Here is a 17,707-nt window from a genome sequence, read left to right as displayed (position 1 = left end):
TAAATTGAGAGTTTAGGGATTGATAGTGACTCGGACATCGGCCCTCAGTCAGAGGGTAGACAGTATAAGATGTGCATTCATCATCGTTTAAAAACAGAGCCATGACCACTTCTTTGAATGATAGCAACCCTCATCTCATCAAAATGCACCCCGACGACAATGTCGCGATTGTAGGCAATGATGGAGGTCTGGCTGCGGGCACTATCGTTTTGGACGGGCTGACCCTCAAAGATCGGGTACCCCAGGCACACAAGGTAGCTTTAGTCGACTTCAAGACGAATGAGCCTGTAAAACGCTATGGGGTCACTATCGGCTTTGCCCTCAGAGACATTCCTGCGGGAAGCTGGGTTCATGAGCGCTTACTCAGAATGCCTGAGGCAAGGAATTTTGAAAATTTGCCCACCGCGACCATCAAACCGGATCTTGGTGGCCCTCTCGAGGGCTTTACTTTTGAGGGATACCGTAATGCGGATGGTTCTGTTGGCACACGTAATCTGCTTGGTATCACCACTACGGTGCAATGCGTCGCGGGCGTGGTCGATTTCGCGGTACAGCGTATTAAAAATGAACTTTTGCCCAAATATCCAAACGTAGACGACGTTGTCGGTCTGGAACATTCCTACGGCTGCGGTGTGGCGATCGACGCACCCGAAGCCGTTATTCCTATTCGCACTGTACGCAATATCAGCCTGAATCCAAATTTTGGTGGCGAGGTCATGGTAGTCAGCCTGGGGTGTGAAAAATTGCAACCTGATCGACTCATGCCACCGGGTAGCTTTCCGATCAAAGACGATCGCTCAACAGGAGTGGATACTGTTTGCTTGCAGGACCCTAAACATGTTGGTTTCATGTCGATGATTGACGCCATTATGCAAGAGGCGGCTGTGCATCTGAACAGACTCAATCAACGCAGACGCGAAACCGTACCTGCAAGTGAACTGGTGGTAGGCATGCAGTGCGGAGGGAGCGATGCGCTGAGCGGCGTCACGGCTAATCCCGCGCTTGGGAAAGCCGCTGATTTGCTGGTTCGCGCGGGTGCGACAGTGATGTTTAGTGAAAATACTGAAGTGCGCGATGGCGTCGACCAACTGACTTCGCGCGCGGCGACACCGGAGGTGGCCCACGATATCGTCGCCGAGCTCGACTGGTATGACCGATACTTGGCACGCGGCAAGGTCGACCGGAGCGCGAACACCACCCCCGGCAACAAGGCCGGTGGCTTGGCGAATATTGTTGAAAAAGCGATGGGGTCGATTATCAAAAGTGGAACCGCCCCGATCTCAAGCGTACTTCCCCCCGGTGAAAAGCTCGCCCGCGATCAGCGCGGCCTCGTCTATGCTGCCACGCCTGCCAGTGATTTTATCTGTGGGACCTTGCAACTCGCAGCCGGCATGAATTTGCATATCTTCACCACTGGACGCGGCACCCCTTATGGACTGGCACATTGCCCTGTGATCAAAGTCGCGACACGCACCGACCTTGCCAGAAGATGGCACGATCTGATGGACGTCAATGCGGGACGAGTCGCCGACGGAGAACTCACCCTGGATGAACTTGGCTGGGAAATATTCCATCTAATGCTCGACGTTGCCAGTGGACGCAAAACTTGGGCGGAACACTGGAAAATCCAAAACTCTCTGGTGCTGTTCAATCCGGCTCCGATCACCTGAAAGGTCATCCTCTGACCACGAATATCGCCCACACCATGCCTACACATTCTGCACACGCTTTTCGCGTCGTCCTGCTCGCGGCAGGAAAAGGCTCCAGGCTAGGAGGCATGCCAAAAAGTCTTTTCAAGCTTGATGGTCAGTCCCTACTCGAGCGGCAGATTCAAGGGTTGAATACCGCGGGCGCCACTCATATTGTCGTGGTGACCGGTTTTTATTATTCCGACATCGAGGCTGAACTTGAGCGCATTCGAACAACGTGCAAAGTCCTGATAGAAATCGTTCGACATCCTCACCCTGAGGAGGGTCAGCAAACAACCGTGCGACTTGGGCTGAGAGCGCTCACGGCGCATGGCAACTTCCCTACCCCTGTGATGATCGCTCTGGCTGATCAGCCCTTGATGCAGGCGACAGACTTCCAGGAATGTTTAAACGCATTTCATCAGCGCCCACCGGCATGCACCATTGTCTACCCGGTCTTTAACGGACAGCGTGGCAACCCCGTGATACTGGATGCATCCACTGCGGATCGGGTGTTGGACAGCGGCTTGACTTGTCGTGACTTCATCAACGTACACTCCGATGAGGTCCATCGATTTTCAGCCGCATCCGATCATTTCATTTTTGACATCGATCATCCGCAAGATCTTGAGAAATTTGCGCTACGTACGGGCATTGCGCTTGAACCACCTGCATTCGACCCTCCACACCATAAAAATTAGCAATCAGGCTTTTCCCTAGACCGCGCACCATTTTGAAGCTTTCGGCTAGACACGTGCGTGTTTGAGCCAATCCAGGCGCGCCTTATGGTATTTTTCTCCAAACGTCCAACTTGGAGCTTTCATGCTTAAACTCAATTTTCACCCCACTGGTCGCCATTTCCTTCAGATCCCCGGCCCAAGTCCCGTGCCGGATCGTATTTTGCGTGCGATCAGCCTGCCAACCATCGACCATCGCGGACCAGAGTTTGGCGCCTTGGGTCGCAAGGTTCTGGAAGGGATGAAAACGATTTTCAAGACTGAGCATCCCGTTGTGATCTATCCCGCTTCGGGCACGGGTGCCTGGGAAGCCGCCTTGGTCAATACTCTAAGTGCGGGCGACCACATCCTGATGTTTGAAACGGGTCAGTTTGCCTCTCTCTGGAACAAGCTCGCAACCCGTATTGGCCTGAAGACAGAATTGCTGTCATGGCAGGGCAAAGACGAGCACTTACCCAATGCACCTGGCTGGCGTCGCGGCGTACAGGCCGATATGATCCATGCCCGCTTGCTCGAGGACAAATCACACAGCATCAAGGCGGTCTGTGTCGTCCATAACGAGACATCGACAGGTGTGACCTCGGACATCGCTGCGGTACGCAAAGCCATCGACGATGCCAAGCACCCTGCACTCCTGATGGTTGACACGATTTCCGGCTTGGCCAGCGCGGACTTCAGGCACGATCAATGGGGCATTGATGTGTCGATCAGTGGTTCCCAAAAAGGTTTGATGCTGCCACCTGGCATTAGTTTTAACGCGCTCTCGCCACGCGCGATCGAGGCCTCCAAAAAAGCAAACCTACCCCGTTCCTTCTGGGCATGGGACGAGATCGTCGAGATGAACAAAGACGGCTACTGGCCCTACACCTCAAGCACAAACTTGCTTTATGGTCTTTCGGAAGCGATCGACATGCTGACCGAAGAAGGTATGGAAAATGTGTTCGCGCGCCATCAGCGCTGGGCGGCTGGCGTTCGCGCGGCCGTCACCGCTTGGGGCTTGCCGATTCAATGTGCCGATCCAAGCGTGTACTCCCCCGTATTGACTGGTGTGATTACCCCTGAAAGCGTCGATGCCGATGCCATTCGCAAATTAGTGCAACAGCGTTTTGACCTGTCGCTCGGCACCGGGCTTGGCAAACTCAAGGGCCGCATGTTCCGCATTGGTCACTTGGGAGACAGCAATGACCTGACCTTGCTCGCGACCTTGACGGGTATCGAGATGGGATTGAAACTCTCCGGCGTCAAGCTCGCAGGCAGCGGCGTGGCAGCAGGCATGGATTATTTCGCAAACGCATCATGAGCTCAGTCGCATCACCCGTCATCCCCAAGCCAGTCATCTTTTCACCGACCAAGTCCGGAACCCGTTCTCCGCTTGCGCGACTCCTGTCAAATGAGTTGCGAGGGGATGTGTTGTTTGACAGCGCAAGTCGTGGACGTTATTCGACGGATGCCTCGATCTACCAGATCACGCCAATTGGCGTCGTCGTGCCACATGATCAAGCTGACGTTCTGCGCGCACTCGATATCGCACGCGATCAAAAGGTGGCGGTCTTGTCGCGAGGAGCAGGCACCAGTCAATGCGGTCAGACGGTTGGCGAAGCACTCATCATCGACAACAGCCGTTGGTTGTGCAATGTCGTGGATTTCGATCAGCACGCACGCACTGTCACGGTCGAACCAGGAATTGTTCTGGATCACCTCAATGCCTGGCTCAAGCCTTATGGCCTCTGGTTTCCTGTTGATGTGTCGACGAGTGCTCAGTGCACGATCGGTGGCATGACAGGCAACAACTCCTGTGGTTCACGCTCGATCGAATATGGCAACATGGTTCATAACGTGCTGGGTATTGATGCGGTACTTGCCGATGGAACCCAGGCGCATTTTGGCTCATTGAAAGAGCCTGTACAAGGTACTCGCCTAACTGAGATCTTGGAAACGCTCAAAACGATTGCGACGCGTGAGCGCGGTGAGCTCGCCGAACGCATTCCAAAAGTATTACGGCGCGTTGCAGGTTACAACATCGACTTGTTCGACTGCCAAAATCCGCGTGCGTACACGGATGATGGTTTCGCCAACCTTTCTCACTTGCTGGTGGGCTCAGAAGGTACCCTCGCCTATAGTCGCCAAATCACGCTCAAACTTTCTCCATTACCCGAGCACAAAACTCTTGGCGTCGTGAACTTCCAGAGCTTTTACAAAGCCATGGAAACGACTCAACATATCGTCAAGCTCAAACCCACGGCTGTCGAACTCGTGGACCGGACGATGATCGATCTCGCGATGGAAAATCCATCTTTCAGGCCCGTGATCGAAAAAGCCCTCGTCGGATCACCCGCTGCGATTTTATTGGTGGAGTTCGCCGGCCAAGACCAAGCGGCGCTCATTCAAAAACTGGATGAGCTTGACGTCCTGATGAGCGATCTGGGACTGCCAAACTGTGTCGTCAAAATGCCTGAAGCCAAAGCGCAAAAGGCACTTTGGGATGTGCGCAAAGCCGGTCTGAACATCATGATGAGCATGAAAGGAGACGGCAAACCCGTTTCTTTCGTCGAAGACTGCGCAGTCCCGCTCGAACATCTTGCAGACTACACAAGTCGGTTGACCGAAGTCTTTAATCGCTACGGCACCGAGGGTACGTGGTACGCCCATGCGAGCGTGGGTACGCTGCACGTCAGACCGATTCTGGACATGCGCCGCGAGGGTGCCGCTCAAATGCGCGCGATCGCCGAAGAAACTGCGGCGCTGGTCCGAGAATACAAAGGCGCGCTGTCGGGTGAGCACGGTGATGGTCTTTGTCGAGGCGAATGGGTGTCCTGGCAATACGGGCCGCGCATCCATCAGGCTTTTGCCGAGATCAAGAATCTGTTCGACCCAGAAAACAGATTCAGCCCAAACAAGATGATTCATCCACCCAAGATGGATGATCGCAGTAATTTCCGTTTTGCACCCGGCTACACAGTCGCCTCTACACCGACCGCACTGGACTGGTCCGCCTGGAACGTCCTGCGTGATCCAATGACCGGCGTGGAGACAGCACCTGGCACCGGAGTAGATGCCAGCGGTGGACTGGCCTCGGCCATCGAGATGTGCAACAACAACGGGCATTGCCGCAAGTTCGATGCGGGTACGATGTGCCCCAGTTACCGCATCACTAAAGATGAACAACATCTTACCCGGGGACGAGCCAACACCTTGCGTCTTGCACTCTCCGGACAACTGGGAACCGAAGGTCTGGCCAGCCCCGAGGTCAAAGAAACACTCGATCTATGTGTCTCTTGCAAAGGCTGCAAGCGTGATTGCCCGACAGGTGTCGACATGGCCAAGATGAAGATAGAAGCCCGTGCAGCCTGGGCCGGGCGCCACGGGACAAGCCTGCGGGAAAAGCTGGTCGCTTACATGCCCCGATACGCCGGCTTGGCGAGTCGTGTCGGCGGACTGTTGAGCGCACTTGAGCACACACCCGTACTGGGCGCCATGACCAAGCGCGCACTTGGTCTGGCCACAGAACGTTCTCTGCCACGTTTCAAAACCAGCTTTCTAGGGCAACATAGTGAACAGACGCCAACACCCTCGGTTTCTGGACGTGAGGTGTTGCTATTTGTCGATACGTTCAACAACTACATCGATACGCAAAACGCCCTGGCAGCCCAGCAGGTGTTGCAAGCAGCGGGTTACACCGTTCATCTGAATCAACGTCCTGGCGAGCGCCCATTGTGTTGCGGTCGTACCTTTCTCTCGGCCGGTTTAGTCGACCAGGCCAAAGCTGAAGCACGACGCACACTTGACGCCCTCGTACCCTTCGTCAAACGCGGCGTAGCCATTGTGGGACTTGAACCATCCTGTCTGCTCACCCTGCGCGACGAGTTTCTTGACTACGGCTATGGCGAAGAAGCCAAACTCCTCGCCCAGCACGCGTATCTGTTCGAAGAGTTTTTAGTCAAAGAACATAAAGCCGGACGGTGCACCCTGAATCTCAAGCCCATTGAGACAAATACCGCCATGCTTCATGGTCACTGCCATCAAAAAGCGTTTGATGCGTTGACGCCTGTTCAAACTGTGTTGAGCTGGATTCCTGATCTAAAGGTTTCAACGATTGAGTCTTCTTGTTGCGGGATGGCGGGCAGTTTTGGATACGAGGCAGAGCATCACGCAGCCTCCATGGCGATGGCTGAAATGTCGTTGCTTCCAGCCATTCGTCAACGAGCGGCTGGCACGGTGGTTGTCGCGGATGGCACAAGCTGTCGACACCAAATTCAGGATGGAGCCGATACTGAAGCCACTCATACCGCAGTGCTGCTTGCGCAAGCCTTGAAATAAAACAACCCCACTTTTTAAAAGCTCACGTATCAATATGACACTCTCAATCAAAGAAGCGATCGAACAACGTATCTCCGCCAATATGTTCGATCCGACCAAGAGTCTGACGACTGCACAGATCGAAGAACTGGTTCGTTTAGCCACATGCGCGCCAACCGCTTTCAATTTTCAAAACTGGAAATTCATCGCAGTCCAATCCAAGGAAGCGAAAGAGCGCCTCAAAGCAGTTGCCTATGGTCAGCAGAAAATTGTTGATGCCGCTGTCACCTTCATTGTCTGCGGAAAGCTTGAAGCGCATAAAGGTTTGGCGCATGCGTTAAAGCCCTCGGTTGCTTCAGGTTTGCTGGAACAATCCATGGCAGATGCGTGGGTGCAAATGGCCCATGACGGTCACGAAGGCAATCCTGTCAGGCAGCGTGACGAGGCGATCCGTTCCGCATCCATGGGCGCGATGACGCTGATGCTTGCCGCTCAGAGCATGGGTTTGGTCAGTGGTCCGATGATTGGCTTTGATCCCGCCGGCGTAGCCAAAGAATTCAAGCTCTCTGAAAAAGAAGTTCCTGCCATGCTGGTCGCAGTCGGTGTTGCCGCAGCGGGCAATTGGCCGCAAAAACCGCGACTTCCTGTCCAGGAAGTACTTACCATCGTTTGATCCATCAAGGCAAGTCTGTGCTCGCCTTGTATTCGACTAATGCTCAAGGACCGAGCGTGCCAAGCGAGACGCCTGGGCAAGCTCGGCTTTTGTGTGGTGATTGATCCACTGCTTGTTTAGCGCGAAAGCATGATTTGGAATCGCGGCCAGTGCCAATGCGCGTGTCTGGGTAACTTGCCTTAATTGCTCAGAGGGCGCGACGAGTGTCGCCAAACCTTCGGTCAAACACTCTGAGGCATTAACACGCTCACCGAGCTGAACCAGCCGATGCATGAGACGTCGGCTCACTCTTGGTGCCATAATCGCCGCGCCGATCGGCGTGGGCATATCAAAGAGCACTTCAGGCAATGAGACCCAAGTATGCTCTGCCATCACGATTTCATCGCAGAGCGCAGCCAGCATCAAACCCGCGCCCACGGCAGCAGCCTGCACGCATGCCACAACTGGCTTGCCGCAATCCAGGACATCCTCGAAACATCTGTCCAGCAAATCAAGATGGCGAAGCTCTGCTTGCTCGCGCCCGAGCTCGGCAAACGCTTTTAAATCAGCCCCCGCACAAAAGGCCTTTTGTCCCTCTCCAGTCAGGACGATACATTTGACCTCCGGATCCGCGACGGCCTGCCGCAGCGCCAAATGCAAAGCATCGTAGAGCGCCTGATTGAGAGCGTTAGCGGCCCCCGCGCGATTAAGCGTCAGCCAGAGCACGCCTTGGTCGAGATTTGAAATAATCATATTGAAATGCCCAGGCCTTAGTGCATGAAGGAATCAATCACATGACCAGGACCTTCGGCGAGTTTGACGTAGTCCTTACCGTCGTGAACCATGCAGCCGTTCACCCACACGCCATGAATGCCTGTACCGGAACGAACCTTGCGGGCACCACCACCTGGCAAATCATGTAAGGTTTCAAGTTTGGTCATACCGACTTCTTGAGGATCGAACAACAGCATGTCAGCGGGCGCGCCCTTGATCAAACGACCCCGATTCGGAATTTTGAAACGGTCGGCGGCATGACTCGTGATGCGGCGAATCCCCTCCTCGAGTGAAAACTCCCCCGTCTTGCGCACCCAGTGTCCCAGGAAATGCAAACCAAAGGCAGCATCACACATGTAGATCAGATGCGCCCCGGCGTCTGACAGCGTCACGACCGAGGAGGAGTGCTTGAGCAAAGGTGCGACTCCGGCATCAATATGATTAAAGAATTTACCGATCACATGGTTTTTCAAATTTTCTTTGATCGCGAGCTCGAAAAAGGCATCAAGAGGATCCATCCCCCACTTCTTGCCGAGTTCGACATAAGTCATCCCTTCAAGTTCGGCATGTTCCGGCCGGGAAACCTCCCCAACTTCAAGATAATTCCAATCGCCGAGGAACAAAATGCCTGGTTTGAGGTTTTTAAGATCCTCTCTAAACTGCTGACGGAAAGCAGGATCTTTGTAGGCACTCAAAATCTCTTCTGCAGGTCTGTTTTTAACCCGGTCAAATGCGGAGTGACTAAACAGCGGATAAGGCTCTTCGAGCGTGAAGTCAAAGGACAGCGGCTGACAGCTCGTCAAGATATAGACCTCATGACCACGCGCGCGCGCCTGCTCGGCTTTTTCATAGTAGGTGATCGCCAGATCAGGTGTTGCAGGGTTGTACATCGACAAAACTGTCGAGATAAAAGCAGGACGACCGCTGTTGGCGGCAACCTTCTCAATCACCTCAGGCGTGGCGCGTGCACCCGTGGCCATCATGAACACACCCTTATCGAACTCTTTCATCACGCCCGACAGGGCGAGAAGCTCTTCTTCGGTCGCGATTGTCGATGGCATGGGTATACCGCCATAGCCACTGTGGTTGGGTGAGAATGAGGAAGCAAAACCAATCGCGCCAGCCTGCATGGCCTCGCGTACCAGCTGACACATGGCCTCAAGCTCTTGGCGTGAAGGCTCCACCTTTTGTGATCCGGCCTCGCCCATCACCGCGGTGCGCACCACAGAGTGACCGACAAAGAGCGCAGTATTCAAATACGGCTTAGTTGCACGCAATTGATCCATGTACTCTTTGAAGGTTTCAAAATTCCAGTTGATGCCATTGAGCAAAGCATTGAGATCCATACCCTCGACGACGGAGAGATTTTTCATCATCGTCTCGCGATGCTCGGCAGGGCAAGGGGTAATGCCAAAACCGCAGTTTCCCATCACCACTGTCGTGACACCCAAAGCTGGCGAAGGCGAAAGCGTCGAATCCCAGGTGACCTGGGCGTCGAAATGCGTGTGCAAATCCACAATACCCGGCATCAAGGCTAAACCCTTTGCATCGACCTCATTTTTTGTCGGCCCCGTGACGGACCCGATTTCAGCCACAATGCCATTTTGCACGGCAACGTCTGCAATTTTTCCGGGATTGCCCAGTCCGTCAAACACACGGGCCTGTCTGATAATCAAGTCGTACATATGTCTCCCCTTATATTTTTAAATGTAGCTCTTACATTCAGCTCTTCATTAGACGATGCCCTTCGTCTTGAGCGAAGTGACTTCGTCTTGCGATTTTTTTAACACGGACATCAAAATTTCGTCTGTGTGCTGCCCCAGCGCAGGGGGTGGAATTTCATGCTTGATGGGTGTGTCGGAAAACTTCATTGGACTTCCCACCAGAGGAACCTTTCCAGCGACTGCATGAGGCAGTTCGATCTTCATCCCGCGCGCCAACACCTGGGGTTCTTCGAAGACCTGAGCAACATTGTTGATCGGACCATTTGCCACACCCGCCTCATCCAGTAACTTGACCCATTCGCGGGTTGTTTTCTTGAGGAAAATATCATTCAAAATGTTGGTAATGGCTTCGCGATTTTTAACGCGTGCACCATTTGTTGAATAGAGCGGATCCTTTGATAAATGGACACAATCCGCGATCTCGCAAAACTTGTTGAACAGGTTGTCATTCCCGCAGGCAAGAATCAACGCGCCATCGGCAGTTTTGAATGTCTGGTATGGAACGATGTTCGGGTGAGCATTACCAATTGCCTTGGGTGACTCGCCAGTTGCAAAATAATTCATCGCCTGATTCGCGAGAAATGCAACGCAAGAGTCGAGCAACGAAACATCAATCCACTGGCCCTTGCCGGTGACCGCGCGATGCGCGATCGCCGCACAAATCGCAATGCTTGCATACATTCCTGTCGTCAAGTCGATAATTGGCACACCGACACGCTGGGGGCCGCCACCTGGCAGGTCATCACGCTCGCCTGTGATACTCATCAGTCCGCCCATGCCCTGGGCCATAAAGTCGTAACCTGGGCGATCCTTTTCAGGACCGGTCTGGCCAAATCCTGTCACGGAACAATAAATCACTGAGGGATTGATTTTCTTGATGTCCTCGTAACCAAGTCCGTAGCGCGCAAGGTCACCCACTTTATAGTTTTCAAGGATGACGTCCACGTTTTTGGACAGTTCACGAACGAGCTCTTGACCTTCGGGCTTGGAGATATCGATTGTGATCGAACGCTTACCGCGATTAGCCGCACAAAAATATGCGGATTCACGCGTGGTATTACCCTGCTCGTCTTTCAAAAAAGGGGGTGCAAAAGCCCGGGAATCGTCGCCTTTGACAGGGCGTTCAACCTTGATGACATCCGCACCTAAATCGGCGAGGTTTTGAGCAGCCCAGGGGGCCGCCAACACGCGGGACAAATCGAGAACTTTGATGTGCGAAAGTGGACCTGACATGGTGGGATTCCAATTCATTTAAACATTGTCATTGATCAAGCTTAATGTCGAATTCTTTAGCGACGCGTTGCCATTTTTCAATTTCGGCGCGCCGGAAATCCTCAAGCTGTTGTGGGGATGAGGCGATAATCTCTCCACTGAATGCATCAATGCCGGCTTTGACCGACGGCTGCTGCATCACCTTGACCAACGCTTTGTTCAAACGATCGATGACAGCGGGTGGAGTCCCTGCAGGAGCAAAAATAGCGTTCCACTCGTAGCTCGAATAGCCCTTGACTCCACTCTCGGCGATCGTTGGAACATCCGGCAACACTGCGGATCGTTTTTCGCCACCCGAGGCAATCACATTGAGCTTGCCGGACTTGATCTGTGGAAGCGCGGTCCCCACCGTGGCAAATGCAAGCGGAACCTGACCAGACATCACATCGGTGATCGCCAAACCACCACCTTTGTAATGCACGGACTCAAGATGGGTACCCGCCAGCGCATTGAATAACGCCCCCGCCAAATGCTGGGCGCTACCCGCTCCGGATGTGGCGTAATGCACAACCGGCGTCTTGGGGGTCGCAACCTTGATCAGCTCTTGTACCGTTTTGACGGGATAGGCGGGGTTTGAAACCAGGATATTCGGGACACGCTGCAACAACATGACAGAAGAAAAGTCTTTGAGCGTATCGAACTGCATCTTGCGCAAGGCAGGATTTTGCGTGTGGTTGGCCGCATCCAGCATGATGGTGTAACCATCTGGCGCCGCTTTGGCGACATATGCTGCGCCGATCATGCCGCCGGCACCACCGCGATTATCCACAATCACGTTTTGACCAAGTTCTTTTGCCAACTCGGGGGCAATCAAACGCGCGACACGGTCCGCTGTCCCGCCAGGCGGATACGTCACGACCAATGTAATGTTGCGGTCTGGATAGGCCGCATGCGTCAAGGTGGTGCCCAGCAAAGCAACGGCTGCCAGCACAGCGCGGGAAAATGGAAAACGCATTTTAAGTCTCCAAAAATCAAAATATCACGCGTTACTTTAAACCATCGCTACAATCGCCGCAGAAAAAAACTTTGGAGACTCTAAGATGGACTTGCTGCAGGGAATCAATTCGCGTCAAAGTATTCGTGGCTTTACACAGACCCCCGTACCAGAGACTGTTTTACGAGAGGTGTTACAAGCAGCTGGCCGCAGCCCCTCTTACAAAAACACGCAACCCTGGGAAGTCTCCATCGTGACGGGAAAAACGCGTGAGACACTTTCCGATATCCTCTTCAAACTTGCAAGCAATAACACGCCGCCGAATTACGACTTTGCAGCGCCTGAGTCCTGGCCTCCTGCCCTGGATTTTCGTTCGAGAGACCACGGAACACGCCGATTCAACGCTTTAGGGATTGGCCGGGACGACAGCAAGCTGCGTAATGAATTACGGTTGCAAAACTTCAAGTTTTTTGGCGCTCCGTGCGCGGTGTTTTTCTTTATGGACGAGGCGCTCGGTCACTGGTCAGCGCTGGACATGGGATTATTTCTGCAGTCCTTCACACTTGCCGCACATGGCGCGGGCTTGGGTACCTGCATGCAAGCCTCCGTTTCAGGCTACCCCGATGCCATCCGGGAATGTCTGGGGCTGCCCTCCACCAAAAAACTTATCGTCTCGATGTCACTGGGCTACCCCGACTTGAGCGCTCCGATCAACAGTTACCACAGCACGCGCATGGCGATTGACGAATTCACGACTTGGCATCGTTGAAGACAACAACAATCGCCTGCAGACTTCACGCGAACTTCGCTTCGAGCTGTTCTTGCACATAAGCAAGAGACTCGACATCCGCGGATTTCATGTCCATATCGAAGAGATTCGCCTTGTGAGCCTGAGGGCTGCGGTCTCCACAGGCCTCTTCGACGACGATGACACGGAAGTTATGCGCAAAAGCGTCTGACACCGCGCCGCGCACGCATCCCGAAGTGGAAATACCACACACCACGATCGTGTCGATACCGTCATAACGCAAAAATGATTCGAGCGGAGTGCCAAAAAAACAGGATGGTTTGTTTTTTAGAACAATACGATCAATCGGTCGGGGCGCATACGCCTCTGGCCACTGGTCAGCGCGCGGATCACTGTGGTACTGGAAAGCGTCTGGTGCGGCAAGCTTGTAATTCCAGACGCCCCGATAAGTGGGATGGCTTCTATCGTCGCGTCGGCTGTAATAGATAGGTAAATCCAATAGTCGAAACTGTTCGGTCAATGCTGTCACCGCATCTGTCACAGACGTCATATCCCTGCCGCACATTGAATACGCAGGATCGACAAACATGAAAGTGGTGTCAACGTTGAGCAAAGCCACGCGCGCGCCCATGCCGATCCGTTCGCCAAACCCTCCCTTTTTATAAGTCTGCAGTTCCTCATCAGGAATGTATCCACGCCATTTTTCTAGCTTGTCCATGCCACGATCCTTTTAGCAACAAAATCTTACTGAGCCATTCCGCCAAGATTGAACTTAACATCTATTTAAAATGAACGAAGTGCTTTACCATCGCAAAAATCAATCATAAAAGAAAAGACAAACGCATATGACAACGCTCAAACCCAACGCACTCAAAGCGGCCTTGTACAACAGAAAAATTCAACTCGGACTGTGGTGTGCGCTCTCCAGCAGCTACTCCACCGAGATTGTCGCAGGCTCTGGCTACGACTGGCTCACGCTCGATATGGAGCACTCGCCCAACGATATGCATACCGTATTGACGCAGCTGCAAATGCTGGGCGCCTACAATCTCGAGCCCGCAGTTCGTTTGGTGAAGTTCGACAAAGATCTGGTCAAACAGTATCTGGATATGGGCGTGCGGACGTTGATTTTGCCGAATGTGGAATCAGCTGCCCAAGCCGGGGAAATTGTCTTGTCGACACGCTATCCCCATCGTGGCGTTCGTGGAGTCGCTGGCCAGCAACGCGCCAATCGCTGGGGACGCATCGCCAATTATGCTCAAACCGCAGACGAGCAAATCTGTGTACTCGTGCAGATCGAATCCGCGCCGGGCGTGAACCAGTTCGATGCCATCATCGGCACCGAAGGCATCGATGGGGCGTTTGTTGGACCGAACGACTTGGCTGCCAGCATGGGATTTTTAGGTCAGCAACATCATTCGGATGTTCAAAAAACAATTCAATCGCTTCCTGCGGTCGCCGCTAAACATGGCAAGTCGATCGGCATTTTGGCTGCCTCCGAAGCGGATGTGCAACGCTACATCGAATGGGGCTACAAGATGGTCGGTCTAGGCTCAGACCAAGGACTGCTGGCCAAAGCCAGCGATACCTTGCTCTCTAATTGTCGACAGTTTGCGCAACAACACGCTCGCGAATGAGGTCATCGATCTCACCGTCCATGAATCCAAACTCCCTCAGCACCTGAACAGTGTGCTCACCAAGCTCGGGTGCGGGCAGAACTGCGGTGCGGGGTTGTTCGGAAAACTTGATGGGGAAACCCACACCTTTTACAGGACCCGCCTTGGGGTGAACAGATTCGACCACCATCTCGCGGGCAATCGCCTGAGGATGGCTAAAGGCTTGTTCGATTGAATGCACAGGCCCCGCAGGCACACCCGTCGTGTCGAAAATCTCTATCCACTCCTCGGTCGTTTTTTTGGACAACTCAGACTCGATCAACGCCTCAAGTTGCTCGCGATTCGCTAAACGAATGGTGTTAGTTTCGAAACGCGGATCAGTTTTCCATTCGGGATGTCCGAGAGTCTCAGCCACACGCTCCCAATTAGCCTGATTCGCTCCGCCAATATTCAGATATCCATTGGCAGTCTTGAAAGCCTGATAAGGTGCTGTCAAAGGATGCGCTGACCCGCCTGGTCCGGCAGAAATCCCCGTGGCGAAAAACATGGCGGCCTGCCAATACGTTTGCTGCATGGCCGCCTCCATCAAAGAGGTATCCACAATTTGACCCTGTCCGGTCTTTCCGCGATGGACGAGCGCCGCCAAAATGCCCACGCACGCCAAAATCCCCGCATTGATATCCGATACAGGATTACCCGTTTTTGCCGGTGGACTTCCGGGATGCCCCGTAATACTCATCAAGCCACTGAAACCCTGCGCGATAAGATCAAAACCACCCTTATCGGCAAGCGGACCCGTGCGGCCATAGCCAGACACCACGCTGTAAATCAAACCCGGATTGAGAAGTTTGAGCGTGTCATAACCCACTCCCAGCTTTTCAAGCGTCCCGCGACGATAGTTTTCAGTGAGCACATCTGCCCGAGCGACCATGCGCTTGAGTACGTCAGCGCCTTTAGGATTTTTCAGATCCAGAGCAAGTCCGCGTTTATTACGATTCAATACCAAAAAAGGTGCGGATACCCCATTGATCCTGGGATCCTGATAGCCGCGTGAGTCGTCCCCTTTGGGAATTTTTTCGATCTTGATGACATCGGCGCCCATGTCGGCCAACATCATTCCGCAGGTCGGTCCCGCCATGATTTGTGAAAGCTCTAGTACGCAAATCCCGGCCAGAGGACCCGTGGGCGCCTGACGCGGCTGCTCTGTGTGACTCATGTCATACCACCTGTTTATCGACCCACGAACTTTGGAGACGTCTTGGCCAAAAATGATTTGTAACCAATGCGGAAATCTTCAGTGTCAAAACATTCAAAACACTCTTGACGCTCCTTATCTGTCAGTGGTGTTGGATCTGCCAGACGACGCGCGAATTTTTTGTGCCAACGTGCAACCAACGGGGCGCCAGATGCGATGCGCTGCGCCGTGGCCATCGCCTCTGTGGCGACTTGATCATCTGGGACGACACGTGACACCAACCCGATGCTCAAGGCTTCCTGGGCATCAAAAATTCGCCCCTCAAGCAAAATCTCCAATGCTTTTGAAGCACCGATCAAGGAAGCGATCGGTTCCATTTCGTCATAGGCCATCACGAGCCCAAGATTTTTAATCGGGGCGCCAAAACGGCTGGACGTGCCACAGATACGAATATCGGCCAGAGAGGCAATTTCCATCCCCCCACCCACACAAATACCGTGTATTTGTGCGACGATCGGATGACGACAACTCTTAATTTTCTTGACGGTCTGATGCATGAAGTGACCGTATTCGGTCGCTTGCGCCTGATTGGAACGCTGAGTCTCAAACTCACTGATATCGTTGCCGGGCGAAAATGCCTTTTCCCCTGCTCCGCGCAAAATAATACAGCGCACGTCTTCTTGAGCCGACAACGCCACGATGGTGTCGCCGAGTTCGCCCCAAAGGGGTTTAGTCATCGCATTGAGCTTTTCTGGACGATTGATCGTCAAGGTCACGATATCGTCTACTCGGGATTGCAACAAAATTTCAGACATGATGTTTGAGTCTCCTTGTTATCGTAGTGAATCAGGTGAGCGCGGGATAATCCACGTAGCCTTTGGCGCCACCGCCATAAAAAGTGCTACGGTCATACGGGTTCAATGGCGCATTGGCTAACAATCTCGCCGGAAGATCCGGATTGGAGATAAAGAAACGGCCAAAAGCGATGGCATCTGCTAGACCTTTGCTCACGAACTCCTCCGCGCCCTGACGATCAAAACCTCCGGCGGCGATGATTTTCCCGTTAAACAAGGGACGGAACAATTCAGAGGTACTGGGCTGATCTTCTTTGACCTTGTCCGAACCACCCGCCATGGTTGAGCGCGGTTCGATCAGGTGCAGATAAGCCAATCCAAGCGGATTGAGTCGTCCAATAAGGTCCATGAACAAGCCCATGGTGTCTTTGTCAGACATATCGTTGAACGTGCCATACGGCGAAAGTCGTACACCCACGCGATCCGCTCCCCAGATACCGATCACAGCGCGCAGGACTTCGAGCAGGAGACGTGAGCGATTTTCAAAGCTGCCGCCATATTGGTCGTTTCGCGTGTTGGATCCATCATGCAAAAACTGATCCAGCAGATAGCCGTTAGCGCCATGCACTTCAACACCGTCAAAACCTGCTGCATGTGCTTGTTTGGCCGCATGAACATAATCTGCGATCAGCGCCGGAATCTCTGTCAGACTCAAAGCGCGAGGCGTCTCATACTCAGCGAGTTGCCATGAGGCGGTGTAAACCTTGCCGCTAGGAGCAATCGCCGAAGGCGCCACAGGCAAACCCTCTTGCGGGTGTAGAGAGGAGTGTGAAATACGACCGACATGCCAGAGCTGGCAAACCATTTTCCCACCCTTGGCATGCACCGCATCAGTCACTTTTTTCCAGCCTGCGACCTGCGCATCGCTGTAAATACCTGGTGTGGCAGGGTAGCCTTTACCCAAATTGGATATTTGAGCCGCCTCGGAAATAATCAATCCGGCGCTGGCTCTCTGACTGTAGTACTCGGCCGCGAGTTCACCCGGCACATCACCATCTGTCGCGCGCATGCGCGTCAAGGGAGCCATGACGACACGGTTATTCAGGGTGAGTGCACCAAGCTGGATCGGTGTGAGAAGTTTCATATGTGGGTAAGCCTGTACAAAGTTAAAAGCAACGCATGGATTCTATACCCACATCAGACCCACTAAAGTTAGATAGTGGAAACCACTAGACAATAGTGTTGTCACCCGTCTGCCCACCCGCTATATTGAAGGA

The 17,707-nt window shown here is 53.4% G+C and carries 15 protein-coding genes; 7 read left to right on the top strand and 8 right to left on the bottom strand.

Annotated features, from left to right (window positions below):
• Positions 1-101: 101 nt before the first annotated feature.
• From garD to QWY30_RS10520, 5 genes are all read left to right on the top strand, one after another.
• A complete protein-coding gene (gene garD, locus QWY30_RS10540) occupies positions 102-1,670 on the top strand; it encodes a galactarate dehydratase (RefSeq protein ID WP_290240806.1) in 1,569 nt (522 codons plus the stop codon).
• Positions 1,607-2,389, top strand: a complete 783-nt coding sequence (locus QWY30_RS10535) for a nucleotidyltransferase family protein (RefSeq protein ID WP_290240805.1) — start codon at positions 1,607-1,609, stop codon at positions 2,387-2,389. The genes garD and QWY30_RS10535 overlap by 64 nt, the downstream gene beginning before the upstream one ends.
• A 121-nt stretch (positions 2,390-2,510) precedes the next feature.
• On the top strand, positions 2,511-3,725 hold the full coding sequence (locus tag QWY30_RS10530; protein WP_290240803.1) for a pyridoxal-phosphate-dependent aminotransferase family protein: 1,215 nt from the start codon (positions 2,511-2,513) through the stop codon (positions 3,723-3,725).
• A complete protein-coding gene (locus QWY30_RS10525) occupies positions 3,722-6,742 on the top strand; it encodes an FAD-binding and (Fe-S)-binding domain-containing protein (protein WP_290240801.1) in 3,021 nt (1,006 codons plus the stop codon). The genes QWY30_RS10530 and QWY30_RS10525 overlap by 4 nt, the downstream gene beginning before the upstream one ends.
• Positions 6,743-6,776: 34 nt before the next feature.
• Positions 6,777-7,394: a nitroreductase family protein gene (locus tag QWY30_RS10520; RefSeq protein WP_290240799.1), complete on the top strand. Its 618-nt coding sequence runs from the start codon at positions 6,777-6,779 to the stop codon at positions 7,392-7,394.
• 36 nt (positions 7,395-7,430) lie between these two features.
• Here the strand turns inward: QWY30_RS10520 and QWY30_RS10515 are convergent, their stop codons facing one another.
• Genes QWY30_RS10515 through QWY30_RS10500 form a run of 4 tightly spaced genes read right to left on the bottom strand, consistent with a single transcriptional unit; the run spans position 7,431 to position 12,098 of the window.
• Positions 7,431-8,126 carry an enoyl-CoA hydratase/isomerase family protein gene (locus QWY30_RS10515; protein WP_290240797.1) on the bottom strand — a complete coding sequence of 232 codons (696 nt, stop codon included), beginning with the start codon at positions 8,124-8,126 and terminating at the stop codon, positions 7,431-7,433.
• A 17-nt stretch (positions 8,127-8,143) separates the two neighbouring features.
• Complete coding sequence (locus QWY30_RS10510) at positions 8,144-9,832, bottom strand: N-acyl-D-amino-acid deacylase family protein (protein ID WP_290240796.1); 1,689 nt, start codon at positions 9,830-9,832, stop codon at positions 8,144-8,146.
• Between the two features lie 48 nt (positions 9,833-9,880).
• Positions 9,881-11,104 (bottom strand): CaiB/BaiF CoA transferase family protein, encoded by a 1,224-nt coding sequence (locus QWY30_RS10505; protein ID WP_290240795.1) that lies wholly within the window; start codon positions 11,102-11,104, stop codon positions 9,881-9,883.
• 28 nt (positions 11,105-11,132) lie between these two features.
• A complete protein-coding gene (locus tag QWY30_RS10500) occupies positions 11,133-12,098 on the bottom strand; it encodes a tripartite tricarboxylate transporter substrate binding protein (RefSeq protein WP_290240794.1) in 966 nt (321 codons plus the stop codon).
• A gap of 85 nt (positions 12,099-12,183) precedes the next feature.
• Between QWY30_RS10500 and QWY30_RS10495 the strand changes: the two genes are divergently transcribed.
• Positions 12,184-12,846 (top strand): nitroreductase, encoded by a 663-nt coding sequence (locus QWY30_RS10495; RefSeq protein WP_290240793.1) that lies wholly within the window; start codon positions 12,184-12,186, stop codon positions 12,844-12,846.
• Positions 12,847-12,871: 25 nt separating this feature from the next.
• Here the strand turns inward: QWY30_RS10495 and QWY30_RS10490 are convergent, their stop codons facing one another.
• Positions 12,872-13,543 (bottom strand): isochorismatase family protein, encoded by a 672-nt coding sequence (locus QWY30_RS10490; RefSeq protein WP_290240792.1) that lies wholly within the window; start codon positions 13,541-13,543, stop codon positions 12,872-12,874.
• Positions 13,544-13,670: 127 nt separating this feature from the next.
• Between QWY30_RS10490 and QWY30_RS10485 the strand changes: the two genes are divergently transcribed.
• The gene (locus tag QWY30_RS10485; RefSeq protein WP_290240790.1) at positions 13,671-14,462 is read left to right on the top strand and encodes an HpcH/HpaI aldolase family protein; all 792 of its coding nucleotides are present in this window, start codon (positions 13,671-13,673) and stop codon (positions 14,460-14,462) included.
• Here QWY30_RS10485 and QWY30_RS10480 read toward each other — a convergent pair.
• Genes QWY30_RS10480 through QWY30_RS10470 form a run of 3 tightly spaced genes read right to left on the bottom strand, consistent with a single transcriptional unit; the run spans position 14,422 to position 17,574 of the window.
• On the bottom strand, positions 14,422-15,657 hold the full coding sequence (locus QWY30_RS10480; RefSeq protein WP_290240788.1) for a CaiB/BaiF CoA transferase family protein: 1,236 nt from the start codon (positions 15,655-15,657) through the stop codon (positions 14,422-14,424). The genes QWY30_RS10485 and QWY30_RS10480 overlap by 41 nt on opposite strands.
• 14 nt (positions 15,658-15,671) lie before the next feature.
• Positions 15,672-16,451, bottom strand: a complete 780-nt coding sequence (locus QWY30_RS10475) for an enoyl-CoA hydratase/isomerase family protein (protein ID WP_290240786.1) — start codon at positions 16,449-16,451, stop codon at positions 15,672-15,674.
• Between the two features lie 31 nt (positions 16,452-16,482).
• Entirely contained in the window at positions 16,483-17,574 is a 1,092-nt protein-coding gene (locus QWY30_RS10470; RefSeq protein ID WP_290240784.1) for an alkene reductase, read from the bottom strand.
• Between the last annotated feature and the right edge of the window lie 133 nt (positions 17,575-17,707).

Origin of the sequence: Zwartia panacis (assembly GCF_030410395.1) — a bacterium.
GTDB classification, from domain to species: Bacteria; Pseudomonadota; Gammaproteobacteria; order Burkholderiales; family Burkholderiaceae_B; genus Zwartia; species Zwartia panacis.
The sequence above is the reverse complement of the archived record's forward strand: the minus strand, read 5'-3'. Positions and strand labels throughout refer to the sequence as shown.

Excerpts from the sequence above, each read along its gene's own strand:
- garD (WP_290240806.1), top strand. The coding sequence starts at position 102 with ATGACCACTTCTTTGAATGATAGCAACCCTCATCTCATCAAAATGCAC.
- QWY30_RS10530 (WP_290240803.1), top strand. The coding sequence starts at position 2,511 with ATGCTTAAACTCAATTTTCACCCCACTGGTCGCCATTTCCTTCAGATC.
- QWY30_RS10525 (WP_290240801.1), top strand. The coding sequence starts at position 3,722 with ATGAGCTCAGTCGCATCACCCGTCATCCCCAAGCCAGTCATCTTTTCA.
- QWY30_RS10520 (WP_290240799.1), top strand. The coding sequence starts at position 6,777 with ATGACACTCTCAATCAAAGAAGCGATCGAACAACGTATCTCCGCCAAT.
- QWY30_RS10515 (WP_290240797.1), bottom strand. The coding sequence starts at position 8,126 with ATGATTATTTCAAATCTCGACCAAGGCGTGCTCTGGCTGACGCTTAAT.
- QWY30_RS10510 (WP_290240796.1), bottom strand. The coding sequence starts at position 9,832 with ATGTACGACTTGATTATCAGACAGGCCCGTGTGTTTGACGGACTGGGC.
- QWY30_RS10505 (WP_290240795.1), bottom strand. The coding sequence starts at position 11,104 with ATGTCAGGTCCACTTTCGCACATCAAAGTTCTCGATTTGTCCCGCGTG.
- QWY30_RS10500 (WP_290240794.1), bottom strand. The coding sequence starts at position 12,098 with ATGCGTTTTCCATTTTCCCGCGCTGTGCTGGCAGCCGTTGCTTTGCTG.
- QWY30_RS10495 (WP_290240793.1), top strand. The coding sequence starts at position 12,184 with ATGGACTTGCTGCAGGGAATCAATTCGCGTCAAAGTATTCGTGGCTTT.
- QWY30_RS10490 (WP_290240792.1), bottom strand. The coding sequence starts at position 13,543 with ATGGACAAGCTAGAAAAATGGCGTGGATACATTCCTGATGAGGAACTG.
- QWY30_RS10485 (WP_290240790.1), top strand. The coding sequence starts at position 13,671 with ATGACAACGCTCAAACCCAACGCACTCAAAGCGGCCTTGTACAACAGA.
- QWY30_RS10480 (WP_290240788.1), bottom strand. The coding sequence starts at position 15,657 with ATGAGTCACACAGAGCAGCCGCGTCAGGCGCCCACGGGTCCTCTGGCC.
- QWY30_RS10475 (WP_290240786.1), bottom strand. The coding sequence starts at position 16,451 with ATGTCTGAAATTTTGTTGCAATCCCGAGTAGACGATATCGTGACCTTG.
- QWY30_RS10470 (WP_290240784.1), bottom strand. The coding sequence starts at position 17,574 with ATGAAACTTCTCACACCGATCCAGCTTGGTGCACTCACCCTGAATAAC.